The 16375-nt window shown below is 58.5% G+C and carries 17 protein-coding genes and 2 tRNA genes; 10 read left to right on the top strand and 9 right to left on the bottom strand.

Annotated elements, in window-relative coordinates:
- Positions 1-14: 14 nt before the first annotated feature.
- A tRNA-Glu gene (locus I9185_RS01150) sits at positions 15-89 on the top strand.
- A gap of 24 nt (positions 90-113) precedes the next feature.
- A tRNA-Glu gene (locus tag I9185_RS01145) sits at positions 114-188 on the top strand.
- 66 nt (positions 189-254) lie between these two features.
- Here the strand turns inward: I9185_RS01145 and I9185_RS01140 are convergent.
- The 9 genes from I9185_RS01140 to I9185_RS01100 form a co-directional block, all read right to left on the bottom strand.
- Positions 255-710, bottom strand: coding sequence for a hypothetical protein (locus tag I9185_RS01140; protein ID WP_245223383.1), 456 nt, complete (start codon positions 708-710; stop codon positions 255-257).
- A gap of 35 nt (positions 711-745) precedes the next feature.
- Positions 746-1012 carry a DeoR family transcriptional regulator gene (locus I9185_RS01135; RefSeq protein ID WP_210092153.1) on the bottom strand — a complete coding sequence of 89 codons (267 nt, stop codon included), beginning with the start codon at positions 1010-1012 and terminating at the stop codon, positions 746-748.
- 168 nt (positions 1013-1180) lie between these two features.
- Complete coding sequence (locus tag I9185_RS01130) at positions 1181-3022, bottom strand: V-type ATP synthase subunit A (RefSeq protein WP_210092152.1); 1842 nt, start codon at positions 3020-3022, stop codon at positions 1181-1183.
- Positions 3019-3711, bottom strand: a complete 693-nt coding sequence (locus I9185_RS01125) for a hypothetical protein (protein WP_210092151.1) — start codon at positions 3709-3711, stop codon at positions 3019-3021. The genes I9185_RS01130 and I9185_RS01125 overlap by 4 nt, the downstream gene beginning before the upstream one ends.
- Before the next feature lies 1 nt (position 3712).
- Positions 3713-4390, bottom strand: a complete 678-nt coding sequence (locus I9185_RS01120) for a hypothetical protein (RefSeq protein WP_171633464.1) — start codon at positions 4388-4390, stop codon at positions 3713-3715.
- Positions 4390-4833 (bottom strand): ATP synthase subunit C, encoded by a 444-nt coding sequence (locus tag I9185_RS01115; protein WP_152457528.1) that lies wholly within the window; start codon positions 4831-4833, stop codon positions 4390-4392. The genes I9185_RS01120 and I9185_RS01115 overlap by 1 nt, the downstream gene beginning before the upstream one ends.
- Complete coding sequence (locus I9185_RS01110) at positions 4830-6626, bottom strand: V-type ATP synthase subunit I (protein ID WP_210092150.1); 1797 nt, start codon at positions 6624-6626, stop codon at positions 4830-4832. The genes I9185_RS01115 and I9185_RS01110 overlap by 4 nt, the downstream gene beginning before the upstream one ends.
- Complete coding sequence (locus tag I9185_RS01105) at positions 6623-7228, bottom strand: V-type ATP synthase subunit D (protein ID WP_210092149.1); 606 nt, start codon at positions 7226-7228, stop codon at positions 6623-6625. Before I9185_RS01105 ends, I9185_RS01110 begins: the two co-directional genes overlap by 4 nt.
- The gene (locus I9185_RS01100) at positions 7206-8567 is read right to left on the bottom strand and encodes a V-type ATP synthase subunit B (RefSeq protein ID WP_210092148.1); all 1362 of its coding nucleotides are present in this window, start codon (positions 8565-8567) and stop codon (positions 7206-7208) included. The genes I9185_RS01105 and I9185_RS01100 overlap by 23 nt, the downstream gene beginning before the upstream one ends.
- A gap of 245 nt (positions 8568-8812) precedes the next feature.
- Here I9185_RS01100 and I9185_RS01095 point away from each other — a divergent pair, with 245 nt between their 5' ends.
- From I9185_RS01095 to I9185_RS01060, 8 genes are all read left to right on the top strand, one after another.
- Positions 8813-10552, top strand: coding sequence for an ABC transporter substrate-binding protein (locus I9185_RS01095; RefSeq protein ID WP_171633478.1), 1740 nt, complete (start codon positions 8813-8815; stop codon positions 10550-10552).
- An 83-nt stretch (positions 10553-10635) separates the two neighbouring features.
- Positions 10636-11685: an ABC transporter ATP-binding protein gene (locus tag I9185_RS01090; RefSeq protein WP_171613596.1), complete on the top strand. Its 1050-nt coding sequence runs from the start codon at positions 10636-10638 to the stop codon at positions 11683-11685.
- A 1-nt stretch (position 11686) separates the two neighbouring features.
- Positions 11687-12763, top strand: coding sequence for an ABC transporter ATP-binding protein (locus I9185_RS01085; RefSeq protein WP_171633480.1), 1077 nt, complete (start codon positions 11687-11689; stop codon positions 12761-12763).
- Positions 12760-13623 carry a sugar ABC transporter permease gene (locus I9185_RS01080; RefSeq protein WP_152457521.1) on the top strand — a complete coding sequence of 288 codons (864 nt, stop codon included), beginning with the start codon at positions 12760-12762 and terminating at the stop codon, positions 13621-13623. Before I9185_RS01085 ends, I9185_RS01080 begins: the two co-directional genes overlap by 4 nt.
- Complete coding sequence (locus I9185_RS01075) at positions 13620-14417, top strand: carbohydrate ABC transporter permease (protein ID WP_210092147.1); 798 nt, start codon at positions 13620-13622, stop codon at positions 14415-14417. The genes I9185_RS01080 and I9185_RS01075 overlap by 4 nt, the downstream gene beginning before the upstream one ends.
- Before the next feature lie 8 nt (positions 14418-14425).
- The gene (locus I9185_RS01070) at positions 14426-14827 is read left to right on the top strand and encodes a DUF2160 domain-containing protein (RefSeq protein ID WP_210092146.1); all 402 of its coding nucleotides are present in this window, start codon (positions 14426-14428) and stop codon (positions 14825-14827) included.
- A 65-nt stretch (positions 14828-14892) separates the two neighbouring features.
- Positions 14893-15288, top strand: a complete 396-nt coding sequence (locus I9185_RS01065) for a BlaI/MecI/CopY family transcriptional regulator (protein ID WP_170346648.1) — start codon at positions 14893-14895, stop codon at positions 15286-15288.
- Positions 15275-16372: a M56 family metallopeptidase gene (locus tag I9185_RS01060; protein WP_171633486.1), complete on the top strand. Its 1098-nt coding sequence runs from the start codon at positions 15275-15277 to the stop codon at positions 16370-16372. Before I9185_RS01065 ends, I9185_RS01060 begins: the two co-directional genes overlap by 14 nt.
- The last annotated feature ends 3 nt before the right edge of the window (positions 16373-16375 follow it).

Here is a 16375-nt window from a genome sequence, read left to right as displayed (position 1 = left end):
CCACAAGCCAGCGTGGCCCGTTCGTCTATCGGTTAGGACGCCAGGTTTTCAACCTGGAAAGAGGGGTTCGATTCCCCTACGGGCTACCACTTGCGCTTGCGTCACTACCAAGTGGCCCGTTCGTCTATCGGTTAGGACGCCAGGTTTTCAACCTGGAAAGAGGGGTTCGATTCCCCTACGGGCTACCATTTCATCGCATCCTCAGCCTTTGTTTTCTGATCTGACGATTGGTCTTTGCTGGCGCGTGATTTGTGTCACGCCGCATGAGGTTCCCCTGCTTTCGCAACCTGTTCGTCGATGCCCCAGCGGTCAAAGGGCTTGGCCGTCGCCCCTTTCGGTGCCGCGTCTGTCACAAGCGTATGCACCAGACGCGGATCCGGCCCGACATAGGGGGCCTTGTCGCCAAATTTGAAATGCGCGGAGGCCATGACAAGAAGATCCGCCCGACCGGCCACGACTGTGGCAAGATCTGCCTCTGCCGGGCTGTGATACAGAAACCCCGTGTTGTCCGAGGTGGCATCCGTGCTGGGGATCGCAAGGTCAAACGCATGTCGTTGCAACTGCCTCTGGGTGACGTGGCCGAAGGTGCCCCGCTCATCGCTTTGCAGTTCTCCGCCCAGCAGATGCACACGTTTTCCGTTGATCCCTGCCAATGTCTGCACAACGCCGATGGAATTGCTGACAACCGTCAGACGGTTGGCCCGGCGCAATTCCTCGGCGACAAAGGCCGTGGTCGAGCCGACATTCAGGAAACCGTCATCTGATCCCGCACCATTTTGCCCGTACGCACCGCGATCAGACGCTTTTCGCCGGCATGTTGCGAAATGCAGCGAAAGAAACCGGGATCCCCTTGCGCCCCGGCAAGGTAGGCCCCGCCATGAACCCGTTCGATCGTGCCCGCCTTGGACAAGGACTTGATCGTGCGTCGCACCGTTTCTGCGGACACACCCACCACATTCACCAAATCAGAGTTGCGCGCCGTCCCGCCCAGACGCCGCAATGCGTCAAGCAATTCCAGTTCACGATGGGTGTTTAGGGTTTTATTTCACTGCCGGCTCCGAATACTCGGTTTCGCATCATAAGGGCATGGATCGCTGCATACGACAAGCCGGTGCAACCTCTGCAACGCGCGGTATTTCCGGCCTTCGGGCATCACCGGAATAATTTGCCGTGACCTGTCTCAACCTCCGAACTTTTCTCGGCACAGGTTCTCGATCTTTTGCCAGGTGGATTTGTATTCGGGTGTGTTTTCTGCCGCGTAGTGAAAGTTTTTCATCAGCCCGGTCAGTTGCGTAAACACCTGCCTTACCTCGGCCTTGTCGACAAAGACCGCCTTGGATTGCGTCACATCATACACAAGCTTGAACGTCTTTATCTGCCGTTCAAGCGGCACTGTCGCATCGACTGTGTCAAATGCGTCCTGCTGCAAGTAGACCATATCGACGAACAAGGCTTTCTGTTGGGTTACAAAGTCGTCAATTGTGACGCCCTCTTCCCCAGTGACCTGCATCATCTGATCGACCTGTTCGCCTTTTTCGATCAGGGCCAACAGGGTGCGCACTTTGGCTGTCCACCCCGGTTCGGCGTTCCTGTCATACCAGTCGGACAATTGGTCAGTATACCGAGACCAGCTGAGCATCGGATCGACCGCTGGATAAAATCGCTTGTAGGCGCGTTCGGATGACAACCCGAGGAAACACTTGACCGTCGACAAGGTCGACTGGGTTACCGGCTCGTCAAAATTGCCTCCAGCAGGCGAAACCGTTCCGATCAGCGTCAGGCTGCCAAGATCGCCGTCATTCGTTTTCAGCGCCCCGGCACGTTCATACAAACCCTTGATCGAGCTTTCCAGATAGGCCGGGAACCCCTCTTCGCCCGGGATCTCTTCGAGCTTGCCCGAGGTCTCGCGCATGGCTTGCGCCCACCGGCTGGTGCTGTCGGCGATCAACAAGACATCATAGCCCATCTGGCGGTAGTATTCCCCCAACGTGATCCCGGTGAAGATCGACGCCTCGCGCGCGGCAACCGGCATGGATGACGTGTTGCAGATGATGATCGTCCGATCCATCAGGCTGCCACCGGTGGTTGGATCGGTCATCTTCGGAAATTCCTCGATGGTCTCGACCACCTCACCTGCACGTTCGCCGCAGGCCACGACGATCACGATATCAACTTTCGCGTTCCGTGCGATCAGGTTTTGCAGCACGGTCTTGCCCGCACCGAACGGCCCGGGAATACAGGCGGTGCCGCCGCGTGCAATCGGAAAGAACGTGTCGATCAGCCGTTGCGACGTCAGAACCGGTTCCGTGGGATACAACCGCTCGGACAGTGCGCGCTTCAGTATGTTTTCCGGCAATGGTCGCCGAACCGGCCATTTCTGCAAAAGCGTCAGCGTATGCTCGCCACCGTCTTCGTCTTCCAGGCGGGCCACGATGTCATGGATCGTGGCCGCGCCTTTTTGCACCCAGACCACCTTGTACGCGCCGGTCCAGTTGAACGGCAGCATGATCTTGTGGCTGAAATGGCCTTCGGGCACCGTTCCGATACTGTCCCCGGCAGTGACCGTGTCGCCCACCTTAACGGACGGCGTAAAGGACCATTTCGCGTTTTCATCCAAGGGCGCGACATCTGCGCCGCGCGGCAGGAAGGTACCAAATGCTGCCGCCACCTTGGGCAAAGGCGACTGCAACCCGTCAAACACCTGCCCCAGCAGCCCCGGACCCAGCTCTACCGACAAGAGCTGACCTGATTGCTCCACCGGGTCGTCGACCGCCACCCCATCAGTGCTTTCATAGACCTGAACGTCCGCCATATCCCCACGTACGCGCAGCACTTCGCCCTTGAGCCTTTCCTGACGCCCACCGGGACCGGAACGCGAAGGCAATATGTAAACCACTTCGTTTTTGACCAGTTGACCGGGGTGGCCGGTCGCGTCCGGATTGGCCTGTATCCGCACAAGCCCTTCCTGAACCAGGACGACGCGTGCGGTCGATGAATGTTTGGCTGAGATTGGGGCTGTCATGCGCTTGCTCCCTCAAAATCGACATCAGCGAAGTCGGCCATGGCCTGTTGTGCCAGTTTCTCAAATCTCTTGGCGGCTTCCGCAGCGCTGCTTTGCGCCCAGCGGTCGAAGATGTTCCAGATCAGAACGTAGATGGCGACCGCCTCGAAATCGAACATGTGACGAGCCGCGTGCCGCTTGAGCTGCTTGTGGCTTATCGACAAAAGCAGACGTTCCAGACCCAGCGGATCTTCGTTTTCCAGCAATTGGGTTGCCTCTTTGATCCAGGGCATGAGCCGTTCCAGCCGAAAGCTGGGATCACCCCAATTTGCGGGGATGTGGCGGCTCCATCGTCCGACTCCGAATGCGCCTGAAGGTGCTGGTTCTCCGCGTTTCCGCAATCGCAGCGCCGCGACCACAGAGCGTAGTTCCATGCGTTCCATGAGGAGTTTACGCAAGGTGGGCTGAGGGATGTCCACCATCGCTTGTTTGCAGCGCTGGATCGCCTGTACGTCGGTGACATCCATGTCGTAGGCGTTCCAGCTCAACGCGTGCTCGAGGATCTTTAGAACTTTGCTGTCCTCCGGTGTCAAAGCCGTCAATCGACGGTCCAGCCTGATACGTGACAAGGGCGGCTGCCTGGCAACGAACAACCGTTCCGAACCCGGAAGGCTGCACATCAACGCGATATAGGCGTCCTGCTTTGACATCTCAGCGGATGACCCCTTCCAGAACGGCGCGGAACCGGGGCTGCAAATGCTCCATCAACAGCGACGCCACCGCCTTATCCGTCAGGTCCAGAACAACACCCTGATCTTCTGCGCGAACGCGGATGCCTTCCTGCACGTCATCGGCTGCGTGCAACTCGATATTCTCGCGCAGCATCTTCGCAGTCAGCCCAAGAACATATTTTGTCAGCTTGCCGGATTGAATGTCATCGGCGTTTTGCTTGATGTCTTCCTGCGTGGCGACCCGGGCAGGAAGAACGACGGAAACCCTGCCATTCAAATTTGCACCTTCCCCGGCCCGGCCTACCACCTCGAGGATCATCTGCCTCAGAAGCTCGGGATCGGACATCTCTTTGGTCACGAGGCGTTCGACGTCTGCCCTGAAGCGATCCGTCAGACCCGCCTTCATGGTCAGCACGGCATCCCGCATCGCCGTGTTCAATGCTTCTTCGCCGGCGGCCCTGTAATTATCTGTCTCCGTGCGGGCTTTCTTTTTCAACTCATCGGCTTCGCGCTTTGCCTCTGCCACGATGCGCGCGGCTTCGGCCTTGGCGTCTGCGCGCAATTTCTCGGCTTCGGCCTGACCAGCGGCAACCCCATCGTTGCGCAATTTGTCGATCAGCGCGTCAACCCCATGCGCAATCGTTCTGTCTTGTGCCATCAGCTGATCCCCGCACTGATGACCAACGCAAACACGAACGCAAAAACACCAAACCCTTCGATGATCGCGGCAGGGGCCAGAGCAAGGCCAAAAATCTCGGGCTTTTCCTTGGTCGCATTGATCGCAGCTGCACAGGCCCGACCCTGCCAGATGCCGCAATACATCAGCGCGATACCCGACAGGATGCCAATTCCGAACAGACCGCCCGCGTTTTCAGGTGTCACGTCGCGGTTCAGGGTGAACATGATGACGATCCCATAGATGACCATCGTTGAGGGAAACGCGGATACACCCACGAAACGGCCATAGCCGCCCTCGGTTTCCGTCATGGCCCCGATACTGGCCATACCGGCGATCGAACACCCTATGGCGCTGGCCGCAGCCCCCAACGCCATTGGCGCATAGATACCCAGCCAACCCAGTGTAAGAACGAGCTCATTCATTCCTGAACCTCCTTGCGGGCAAATGGACGAAAGATGACACCTTCATCCGGCAGACCCCATTTAAAGAATTCGATGTAATTGAGACGCAAGCCGTGCACGACGCCGCTCATCATCGCGAGCGCGAAGTTTAATACATGACCTATGATCAATATCAGCAACCCAAACAGAATGCCCGGCCCCCTAAGGGCCTGCATGACCGACACCGCCAGATCATTGAACGTGATCGCCAGCGAGGCCGAAGCAAGGCCCAACGCGAAAAGACGCATATAGCTGAGAACATCCCCAAACCCGCCCATCGCCCCGGCAAGGCTTTGAACCCCTTCGAGCAAACGCCGGATCCAGTCCATCGGCCTCTGGATGACCCGCTCGCTAGAAAACAGGACAATCGCCACGATGCCGGCGGTCAGGATAGCTGCGCCCGGCACCGGCGACTTGCCGTTCATGTAGCCGAGCCAAAGGACAAACCCGCCGATCAGGGCCGCAATCCAGCCCAGATTGGCAACCGCCTTGCGTTGCCCCCACGCCACACGGGCCGCAAGGGCGTTGGCCAGGACAAGGTGGATAACGCCAACGACGATCGAGACCATCATCATCGCGCCGAAATCGTTCAAATCCAGCACCTTGAGCCTTGCCCAAATCGAGTCCGCAGCCGGTGATACCCCAAAATAGCTGCCCACCATGACCCCGTAAAATATCGTAACAGCCGAGATGATCAGGCCGAACAGACGCCAAGATCTTTGACCAGCGGTGCGGTCCATCCGTCTCCAAAAGGCCAGCACCGCCAGCAGGATGACAGCACCGTACCCGGCATCCGCCACGATCATGGCAAAGAAGATCGCGAAGGACGTCGAGACGATGACGCTGGGGTCCCAGTCCTGATATCCGGGCACTTGATAGAACAGCGCCAGATCGACAGCGGCCCTGCGGTTTTCAGGCTGCTCCAGCAAGGTCGGAGGCGCGTCGCCCGGCCCCGGATCTTCAATCAGGACGGCCGAGCCCTTGGCGTTTGCCATGGCAAGAACAGCATCCACCTGATCCACGGGAACCCACCCCTGCAAAGCAAATAGTGCCTCTTCGTCGCGTACTTTCTGCGTTGCATGGGCAAGCTCAGCGGCACTTTCGGCGACGGACAGGTTCCGGCGCATCAATGTCAGATAGCGCGTCAGCGCCACGCGTTCGGCTTCCAACGCCTCGAGGGCGATCTCGGCCTCTTCCAACTGGGCCTCAAGCTCGTGTACCGGCAGCGAACCGACATGGGTTCGCGGAACAGGAAGAACACCATCATCGGGTTCGTCAGGTGAAATCAGAACGGCGTAAAGGTACCGGTGATCTTCCTCCAATATTGCCCAAGGAAGCTTGACCTCGGACATGGCATCCCGGTGCTTCAGCGGCAGTTGATAGAACCACAGCCTGTTGCCAGCCAGCACATCGGTCGGCGGAAAATCCAAATCACCCCAGGGTCGCACCTGGGCGATGCGATGCGCCAGAAAGTCACGCCGGTCCATCGTATCCCGAACGCGCTGCATGAGGTCGGTCACCTCGCGCACGAAACGATCCATGTCGAAATCAGGCGCACGCTGGACCTGGCGGCGCGGGTCAGGCACTTCTGCAAGGAAACGCAATGCCTTATACGCCTCTCTTGCACCGCGCTCACTGATCTTTTCCGGCTCTTTCGGTGCGGGAACAAGCGGCAAAACATGCATGCAGCCAAGGGCCTGAAGCGCCTCAAGCGTTTCCGCCTTTCGGGCAGCAGGCCCGATCAGAGACATCTTTTTCAGACGCGCAACGCTCATATCAAAGCCTCCTGCGCGTGTTTGCGTTTCGATATCTTCGACCGCACAACGGCCTGCATCTGTTCGTCGCTCAGGTAAATGCGGATTTTCTTGATGTTGGCTTTGGCGCGCGGGATCAGAACCTTTTCGAACAGGTTGACCCGCTGGGTAATGGTGGCCACCGCCTTGTCAAAGATTCGAACGCGTTCTTCGGCAATCTTCACCCGCACCCGCGCTTCGATGACGTCGTGCAGCAAAAGCGCAGCGGCATCGACCCAATGGGGCTTGGCCAAAACGGAATACGGGCGCACCACCAACTCGATCCGATCAAGGTCAGGCAGTTTGACCCCTACCACATTGACCTCTTTGACCTTGTAGTCCTTGAGTTTGACCAGCCCATCCAGAGCGACACCCTGCTGGGCCAGCATCGGCAGCTTTTCGCCAACCTGCTGCACCAACGCCTGCACATTTTGCTCAAGGCGGTCGACCTCTTCCCGGGCCCGGACCCGTTCAGCCATCAACTGTTGTCTCTTCAGGTCCAGCGACGGCAGGAACCGCTCATAGCTTTTCAGCTGCGTCTGCTCGCGCGCAAGCGACGATTTATTCAGCTGCAACCGCGCCATTGGCATCCTTCGGGAAATACTTGTCGATCAACGCCTGCTTCATCAGCAACTGTTCCGGCGCAAAACACTCTGCCAGCGTCTTCCAACCCAGATCCAGCGCCTCTTCCAGCGGGATCGAAACATTGATGTCCATGAACCGAGACCGGAACAGGCCGCCGAATTTCAGCAATTGGTGATCATAGTCTGACAGGTCGAAGGCCATCGCCTGTTTTTGCGAGGCATCGCGGCTTTCAGAATAGAAACGGATCATCGTGTTCATGATCTGCCCGTGATCTTCACGGGTGCTCTTGCCGATCACGTTCTGCTTGAGGCGCGACAGGCTGCCGAACGGATCGATCACGCCGGAATGCAGATAGAACTGCCCTTCGGTGATATAGCCGGTGTTGTCAGGCACCGGGTGGGTTACGTCGTTGCCGGGCATGGTCGTGACGGTCAGAACCGTGACCGACCCGCCTTTGGCATAGTCACAGGCTTTTTCGTATCGGCGCGCAAGCTGCGAATACAGGTCCCCCATATAGCCGCGCTGAGATGGCACCCTCTCCTGACTGATGCCTACCTCTTTCATCGCGTCAGCATAGGCGGTCATGTCCGTCAGCAGGACCAGCACGCGTTTGCCCTCTTCCACAGCGAATTTCTCGGCCACTGCCAATGCCATGTCCGGCACCAGCAGACGTTCGACCAAAGGATCCATCGCCTGATTGACGAACATGACGGTGCGCGAAAACACACCTGCATCTTCGAACGAGGTACGAAACGCGTGGTAGTCGTCAAAAATCAGCCCCAGCCCGCCAAAGATCACGATATCCGCGTCGGCCTGAATACCGATTCGGCTGAGGAACGCGTTGAATGGCTCGCCTGAAACCGAGAAGATCGGAATTTTCTGGCTCTCGACCAATGTGTTGAACACGTCGATCATCGGCACATCCGTGCGGATCATTCTGTTTGGAACCGCGCGTTCCGCCGGATTGACGGTCGGTCCGCCAATATCGATGTGCGGTTCCGCAGACAGGTCGGGGCCTCCATCAATGGCCACACCGGCGCCATCAAAAACGCGGCCCAGAATGTTGGCCGAATAAGGTGTCTGCATCGGGTGACCGAGAAAGGTTGCCGTTGCTTCGGTCGATATGCCCTTGGTGCCGGAAAACACTTGCAACGTGACGACATCGCGGTCGATGAAGATCGTCTGAGCCAGTGTTTTTCGGCCATCCACCGTCTCGATCACAGCGAGGTCGTTGAACCGGACAGCCGGTCCCCCCTTGCTCTGGATCGGAACCCGGACCTTGATTGTGTCCCCGACGATTTCCAGAACACGCGTGTACTTCAACAGACTTCGGGACATTGCTTATCCTCACTGTTCCAAGTCGTTTTTCGTAATTCGCGCCGCACGTCTCAGCGGTAATTTTTGTAATGACAATCCTAGCTTACAACGAATTCAAAAATTGGCAAACGAGTTCGGCCCCGCCCCTTTCGAAATGCCTGAACGTCAATTACTAAATTTTTAGTTTGACACATACGCAGGAAATCGCTGATGCTGTGCGTCATCCGGTTTCCGCCGGAGAACCATAAATTTTTGGGAGGAGACAGATGCGGAGACATCTACTTTCCGCAGTGGCGGCGGCTGCCGTCATTGCGGGGCACGGTCCTGCTTGGGCCGACGAAGCCGCAGCACAACGTTGGATCGACGACGAATTCCAGCCATCGACCTTGTCGAAAGACGAACAAATGGCCGAGATGCAGTGGTTCATCGAAGCTGCACAGCCTTACGCAGGTATGGAAATCAATGTCCTGTCCGAAGGTATCCCGACACATTCCTACGAATCCGAGGTGCTGACCAAGGCGTTCGAGGAAATCACCGGTATCAAGGTCAACCACCAGATTCTGGGTGAAGGTGAAGTGGTTCAGGCCGTTCAAACCCAAATGCAAACGGGTCGGAACCTTTATGACGGCTATGTCAACGACAGTGACCTGATCGGCACCCATTCGCGTTTGCAGCTGGCCTATCCGCTGACGGACATGATGGGCGGTGACTGGGCCGCGACGACTTCGCCGACGCTGGATCTGGATGACTTCATGGGCATTCAGTTCACCACCGGACCGGACGGCAAGCTGTATCAGCTGCCCGATCAGCAGTTTGCGAACCTGTACTGGTTCCGCAAGGACTGGTTCGATGATGAGGCGAACAAAGCCGCGTTCAAAGAAAAGTACGGCTATGATCTGGGCGTTCCGGTCAACTGGTCCGCGTATGAAGATATCGCCGAGTTCTTCACCAATGATGTGAAAGAAGTCGATGGTACCACGATCTACGGCCACATGGATTACGGCAAGCGCGCGCCCGACCTCGGATGGCGCATGACCGATGCCTGGCTGTCGATGGCCGGTGCCGGCGACAAGGGCGAACCGAACGGTGTGCCTGTCGACGAATGGGGCATCCGCATGGAAGCGGGCACCTGTAACCCTGTTGGCGCTTCGGTGTCGCGTGGTGGTGCTGCAAACGGTCCGGCTGCGGTCTATGCGATCCGGAAATGGGATGAATGGCTGCGGGCCTATGCGCCTCCGGGTGCCGCGTCTTATGACTTCTACCAGTCACTGCCGGCACTCAGCCAGGGCAATGTGGCCCAGCAGATCTTCTGGTACACGGCCTTCACCGCCGACATGGTCAAGCCGAAGTCCGAAGGCAACAACACCGTGGATGACGAAGGCACGCCGCTGTGGCGGATGGCACCCAGCCCGCACGGCCCCTATTGGGAAGAAGGCCAGAAGGTTGGCTACCAAGACGTGGGGTCCTGGACGTTCCTCAAATCGACCCCCTCGGATCGTGCCCAGGCAGCCTGGCTTTATGCCCAGTTCGTGACCTCCAAAACTGTCGACGTGAAGAAGTCCCATGTGGGTCTGACCTTCATCCGCGACAGCTCGGTCAACCACGAGTCGTTCACCGAACGCGCACCCAAGCTGGGTGGTCTGGTCGAGTTCTACCGCTCGCCTGACCGCGTGGCATGGTCGCCGACTGGCATCAACGTGCCGGATTATCCGAAGCTGGCCCAGATCTGGTGGCAGCAGATCGGTGACGTGAACTCGGGCGCCTTCACCCCGCAAGAGGCGATGGATCGTCTGGCCGAAGAGATGGACATCACCATGGCCCGGATGCAGGCCGCGGATGAAAGCGCCGGTGTCTACGGCGGCTGCGGTCCACGCCTGAACGAGCCGCAGGATCCGTCCTTCTGGTTGGAAAAAGCAGGTTCGCCCAAGGCCAAGCTTGAGAACGAAAAGCCGCAAGGCCAGACCGTCAACTATGACGAACTGGTTCAGCGCTGGCAGTCTCAGTAAGCCGTTGAAACCCAGGGGGTGCCGCATCAGGCACCCCCACTTCAAGACCAGTGCATTGCACTGAAGGACCGGAACCCACGGACATGATCGAACTTCAAGACGCGACCAAAAGGGTCGGCAACGTCATCCATATCAAGCCCACAAACCTGACCCTTCAAACAGGCCACTTCAACGTGCTGCTGGGCGCGACGGGCTCGGGCAAGACCTCTCTGATCAAGATGATGGCCGGGCTGGACCCGATCGCCTCGGGCAAGGTCCTGATGGATGGGCAGGACGTCACACGGCTGAATACGCAGAAGCGAAAAATCAGCCTCGTGCACCAGTTCTTCGTGAACTACCCGCATATGACCGTATTCGACAATATCGCCTCGCCATTGCGCGTGGCAGGCATGGCGCAATCCGAGATCGAAGGTCGCGTGGAAGAGGCCGCCGACCTGCTGCAATTGCGACCGATGCTGCACCGCCGCCCGCACGAGCTGTCGGGTGGGCAACAACAACGCACAGCGCTGGCGCGTGCCATTGCCAAAGAAAGCCGCGCCGTGTTCCTTGACGAACCGCTGGCCAACCTCGACTACAAACTGCGTGAAGAACTGCGCGAGCAGCTGCCCGACCTGTTCGCAGGTCGCGGGGCCGTGGTGGTCTATGCCACGTCCGAGCCCGAAGAGGCGCTGCTGCTGGGCGGCTACACCGCCCTGATGGAAGATGGTCGCGTGACCCAGTTTGGGCCAACCGCTGACATCTATCGCAACCCCGAGAACATCGCCGCCGCGCGGGTCTTTTCGGACCCGCCGATCAATGTCGCACGCATCACCGTTTCCGCTGCGCAGGCGCAACTGGCTGGAGGAGGTGGCTGGGCCGTAACCGACATGGCCGACGGAGATTACATGGTCGCGGTGCGGCCGCATCGCGTGACGCCGTTCCGTACGTCTGACGCGGACGTGGAACTGACCGGCCGCGTGATCGTGACCGAGCTTTCGGGCTCGGATTCCAGCGCGCATTTCCAGCATGGCGAGGACGCCTGGGTGTCGCTGGCCGCCGGGGTCCACCCCTATCAGGTGGGCGAGGACCACACATTCTTCATGAACCCGGCCCATTGCCGGTATTTCGGCCAAGACGGCAAAAGGGTGGCCTGACATGGCACAGATCAAACTTTCAAACCTCCGCCACAGCTACATGCCGTCGCCAAAAGGCCCCGAAGATTATGCGCTGAAGGAAATCGACGTGACCTGGCGTGATGGCGGGGCCTATGCCCTGCTGGGCCCGTCGGGCTGCGGCAAGTCCACGCTGCTGAACATCATCTCGGGCCTGCTGACCCCGTCCGAAGGGCAGATCCTGTTCGACGACCGTGACGTGACCGCTCTGCCCCCTGATCAGCGCAACATCGCACAGGTGTTCCAGTTTCCGGTGATTTACGACACGATGACCGTGGGCGAGAACCTGGCCTTTCCGCTGAAGAATCGCGGCGTCGATCCGGCGACGATCAAGCGCCGCGTCGATGCGATCGCCGAGATGCTGGATGTCACCGACATGCTGAACACCCGTGCCAGCGGCCTCAGCCCGGACAACAAGCAGAAAATCTCGATGGGTCGCGGCCTGGTCCGCGACGACGTAAACGCGGTGATGTTCGATGAACCTCTGACCGTGATCGACCCGCATCTGAAATGGAAGCTGCGGTCCAAGCTGAAAGAACTGCATCAGCGCGTCAAGGCGACGATGATCTATGTCACCCACGACCAGACCGAGGCCCTGACCTTCGCGGACGAGGTCGTGGTGATGCAAGAGGGCGAAGTGGTGCAGATCGGCACCCCGGTAGAATTGTTCGAGCGCCCGCAGCATACGTTCGTGGGCCATTTCATCGGCTCGCCCGGCATGAACGTGCTGCCTTGCGAAGCGCGCGGCGACCGCGCCCTGTTCGAAGGGCACGAAGTCATGCTGGAAGGTCCCATTCATGGTGATGGCGGCCGCACCGATCTGGGTATTCGCCCGGAATATGTCGGCTTCGGCGAGACCGGCATCCCGGCGCATGTGACTAAGGTTTCCGACATCGGTCGCCACTTTGTGGTCAGCGCGATGGTCGGCAATACCGCCCTAAAGGCCGTGACCGAACACAGCGCGCCCGAACCCGGATCACAGGTCTTCCTGCAATTCAAACCCGAACAATCCCGCGTCTACCGCGACGGCTGGATCGCAACCGAGGAGCGGGCCCAATGAGAACAGAAAATCAAAAAGCGTGGTTCTTTGTCCTACCCGTGCTGGCACTGGTCGCGTTCAACGCGTTGGTGCCGATGATGACAGTGGTCAACTATTCGGTGCAGGAAACCTTTGGCAATAACCAGTTTTTCTGGGAAGGCCTGGGTTGGTTCGAACAGATCCTGCGGTCGGACCGGTTTCAGGCAGCACTTGGACGACAGTTCCTGTTTACTTTCCTGATCCTGATCATCGAAGTGCCTCTTGGCATCATCGTGGCCCTGTCGATGCCGCGCAAAGGTTTCTGGGTGCCTGTCTGTCTGGTGCTGATGGCCCTGCCGATGCTGATCCCGTGGAACGTTGTTGGGTCCATGTGGAACATCTTCACCCTGCCCAAAATCGGTCTGTTGGGATATTTCCTGAATGACGTTCTGGGCATCAACTATGACATGACGCAACAGCCGCTTTCGGCCTGGATCACCGTGATCGTCATGGATGTCTGGCACTGGACGTCGCTGGTCGTGTTGCTGTGCTATGCAGGCCTCGTGTCGATCCCGGACGCCTACTATCAGGCGGCCAAGATCGACGGCGCAAGCCCATGGTCGGTGTTCCGCTACATCCAGCTGCCCAAGATGAAGACGGTTCTGACCATCGCGGTCCTGCTGCGGTTCATGGACAGTTTCAACATCTATACCGAGCCCTTCGTGCTGACCGGGGGTGGGCCCGGCAACTCGACCACCCTGCTGTCGATCGACCTTGTGAAGATCGCGCTGGGGCAGTTCGACCTTGGCCCTGCGGCTGCGATGAGTCTGATCTATTTCGCCATCACGCTGCTGGTTTCGTGGCTCTTCTACACCCTCATGACAAAGGATGACGCGCAATGAAGAAGCGGTCCATCATCCCGATCCTCTATATCGCGTTTCTGATGCTGCCGATCTATTGGCTGGTGGCGATGTCCTTCAAGACTACGAACGAGATCCTGTCGGGCTTTTCCCTGTTCCCCCAGACCTTTACGCTGGGGAATTACATCACCATCTTCACGGACCCGACGTGGTACTGGGGCTATATCAACTCGATCACCTATGTGACGTTGAACACGGTGCTTTCGGTCAGCGTTGCCTTGCCCGCTGCCTATGCGTTTTCGCGGTATCGGTTTTTGGGCGACAAGCAGCTGTTCTTCTGGCTGCTGACCAACCGGATGGCCCCGGCAGCGGTCTTCGCCTTGCCGTTCTTCCAGCTCTATTCTTCGATCGGCCTGTTCGACACGCATCTGGCTGTGGCACTGGCGCATACATTGTTCAACGTGCCGCTGGCAGTTTGGATTTTGGAAGGCTTCATGCGGGGAATTCCAAAAGAGCTGGATGAAACCGCCTATGTCGACGGCTATTCCTTCCCGCGTTTCTTCGTGACGATCTTCCTGCCCAATATCAAAGCGGGCGTGGGCGTGGCGGCCTTCTTCTGCTTCATGTTCTCGTGGGTGGAAATGCTGCTGGCCAAGACGCTTACGGCGGTCGAGGCCAAACCCATCGCCGCCGTGATGACCCGCACCGCGTCCAGCGCGGGCTATGAATTGGGCCTGCTGGCCGCCGCCGGCACCCTGACCATCATCCCCGGCGCCATCGTCATCTGGTTTGTCCGCAACTACATCGCGCGTGGTTTCGCGATGGGACGTGTGTGAGGTTCGATATGCGTAAACTTCTTCTCATCCTTCTTTTCCTGCCTTCCACGACCTTTGCCCAGCAGGCCGGATGGGGCAGCGTCGGCCAGCAAGAGGAAAAAGGCTTTTCCTGGACTGCGCCACTGTGGCCCGACTTCTGGATGGCCTGGACCCCGGCGACACTTGCCGTATTTATCGGCATCTTTTCGGCCATCGCACTGATTGGCATTCTTGAGGGCTTCAAGTATCGCGATGGCATAGAACGGCGCGGTGTACTGGGGCTGACAACCACATTGGGCGATCGGCTCTTCATCACCCTTCTGGGGTCCGCCTATATCTTCCTCGCCTGGCTGGGCCTTGTCGGGCAGCCGGTATGGACACCTCTTTTCCTGTCTATCGGCTGGGGCGTTTTTGTGTTCTGGAAAGTTTAGACTTTGAGAAATCGCGAAAGGATGCTTGTCTGTCAGGCATACTAAACATGACAACACCGAGATCGATGCGAAAGAAAAAGACAACAAATCTGCTGACCGAGGTTGAACTGGAGTTCATGAACGAGCTCTGGGCCCTCGGGCAAGGCTCGGTGCGAGATGTCCTGGACCGCCTGCCTTCGGAGCGCAATCTGGCCTATACATCCGGTGCCACGATCCTGCGTATTCTGGACGAGAAAGGTTTTGTGGAAAGCCGCAAGACAGGAAAGACCCTGATCTATACGCCGCTTCTGGAAAAGGACAGATATCAGGCCCGGTCTTTGCAAAACCTGTCCCGCACTCTGTTCGACGACACACCCGCCACACTGGTGGCCCGGCTTGTCGATGATGCGGGGCTGAGCGAAGCCGACCTGGAGGAAATTCGAGCACTGGTAGAAAGGAGACTGCAAAATGACAGCGGTTAGACCGGTTCTCGACACGTTTATCGAACTCAACATCGTGCTGGCCTTGTCAGCCGTCATCTGGCTGGCGGCCCGCGCAGCCCTGACCCGAACAGCCCTGCGCCACAGCTATGTCGCGCAGTTGCGTGCGCTCAAGGCGCTGTGCGTGTGCGTCCTGATCAGCCCGTTTCTTGCGTTGGGCGTGTCATCATTCGCCTCTTACGCATGGCCGGGCAGCGCCATGGCGCTTGGCGACATCGCCGTTGCCGCCTATCTGCGCGGCGATATCGCCATGCCCGCCACCCAGTTCGAGGCCTTGCTGAACACCCGTGAACGGTGGGTGGACCTTGCATTGTCAGGGCAACAGCCGGTGATCACTGCCCTTGCAACGCTGCTTGTTTTGGTCGCCGCCCTGTTTGCGGCCCGCGCTCTGAGGGACGCGGCGATGATCCGTCAGACAGTCAAATCCAGCTTTCTTTGGCGGCAGTCGGCCAAGGTAGACATTCGTCTTTCGGATCGCATCACCGTACCGTTCGCTGTGCGCGGATTGCGCCGTCGCCATGTCGTTCTGCCAAGCCATCTGCTGGATACCCCGCACGAACTGCGCTTTGCTTTGGCGCACGAGCTTCAGCATGTTCGGGCCGGTGACGTGGAATGGGAACTGGGCTTTGAAATGCTGCGCCCGTTGTTGTTCTGGAACCCAGCCTATCTGATGCTCAAGTATCAGTTCGGCCGCTTGCGTGAACTGGCATGCGACCAGTCCGTGGTGGCCCGCAAACGGATCGATGCGCGCGAATACACTTCCTGCCTGCTGGATTATTGCGCGCGTACGATCTCGGCAAACAATCCTCGCGTTCTGAATGTTGCGTTTGTGACGGGCGGCAAGGCCAAGCGCGTGCTGCGTCAGCGCGTGCTTGCATTGACCGATGCACAGCCGGCGGTGCCCACCCTGCCCGCTCTGTTCCTGGGGATGGCATTGACCTTCGCCACCCTTCTTGCATTGGGGTCTGCGTCGATCCAGCAAACGCAGGACTGGAGCCATGACCGCCTGATGCTGTCAACCGTGGTCAATCTGGAACGGCTGGAAGCACGCAATCAGGGGAACTGATCC

This window comes from Ruegeria sp. HKCCSP346, from assembly GCF_017872595.1.
GTDB lineage: Bacteria > Pseudomonadota > Alphaproteobacteria > Rhodobacterales > Rhodobacteraceae > Ruegeria.
The sequence above is the reverse complement of the archived record's forward strand: the minus strand, read 5'-3'. Positions and strand labels throughout refer to the sequence as shown.

Bases quoted from the DNA above. Each gene is read 5' to 3' on its own strand.
- I9185_RS01130 (WP_210092152.1), bottom strand. From the start codon at position 3,022: ATGACAGCCCCAATCTCAGCCAAACATTCATCGACCGCACGCGTCGTC.
- I9185_RS01125 (WP_210092151.1), bottom strand. From the start codon at position 3,711: ATGTCAAAGCAGGACGCCTATATCGCGTTGATGTGCAGCCTTCCGGGT.
- I9185_RS01120 (WP_171633464.1), bottom strand. From the start codon at position 4,390: ATGGCACAAGACAGAACGATTGCGCATGGGGTTGACGCGCTGATCGAC.
- I9185_RS01115 (WP_152457528.1), bottom strand. From the start codon at position 4,833: ATGAATGAGCTCGTTCTTACACTGGGTTGGCTGGGTATCTATGCGCCA.
- I9185_RS01110 (WP_210092150.1), bottom strand. From the start codon at position 6,626: ATGAGCGTTGCGCGTCTGAAAAAGATGTCTCTGATCGGGCCTGCTGCC.
- I9185_RS01105 (WP_210092149.1), bottom strand. From the start codon at position 7,228: ATGGCGCGGTTGCAGCTGAATAAATCGTCGCTTGCGCGCGAGCAGACG.
- I9185_RS01100 (WP_210092148.1), bottom strand. From the start codon at position 8,567: ATGTCCCGAAGTCTGTTGAAGTACACGCGTGTTCTGGAAATCGTCGGG.
- I9185_RS01095 (WP_171633478.1), top strand. From the start codon at position 8,813: ATGCGGAGACATCTACTTTCCGCAGTGGCGGCGGCTGCCGTCATTGCG.
- I9185_RS01090 (WP_171613596.1), top strand. From the start codon at position 10,636: ATGATCGAACTTCAAGACGCGACCAAAAGGGTCGGCAACGTCATCCAT.
- I9185_RS01085 (WP_171633480.1), top strand. From the start codon at position 11,687: ATGGCACAGATCAAACTTTCAAACCTCCGCCACAGCTACATGCCGTCG.
- I9185_RS01080 (WP_152457521.1), top strand. From the start codon at position 12,760: ATGAGAACAGAAAATCAAAAAGCGTGGTTCTTTGTCCTACCCGTGCTG.
- I9185_RS01075 (WP_210092147.1), top strand. From the start codon at position 13,620: ATGAAGAAGCGGTCCATCATCCCGATCCTCTATATCGCGTTTCTGATG.
- I9185_RS01070 (WP_210092146.1), top strand. From the start codon at position 14,426: ATGCGTAAACTTCTTCTCATCCTTCTTTTCCTGCCTTCCACGACCTTT.
- I9185_RS01065 (WP_170346648.1), top strand. From the start codon at position 14,893: ATGCGAAAGAAAAAGACAACAAATCTGCTGACCGAGGTTGAACTGGAG.
- I9185_RS01060 (WP_171633486.1), top strand. From the start codon at position 15,275: ATGACAGCGGTTAGACCGGTTCTCGACACGTTTATCGAACTCAACATC.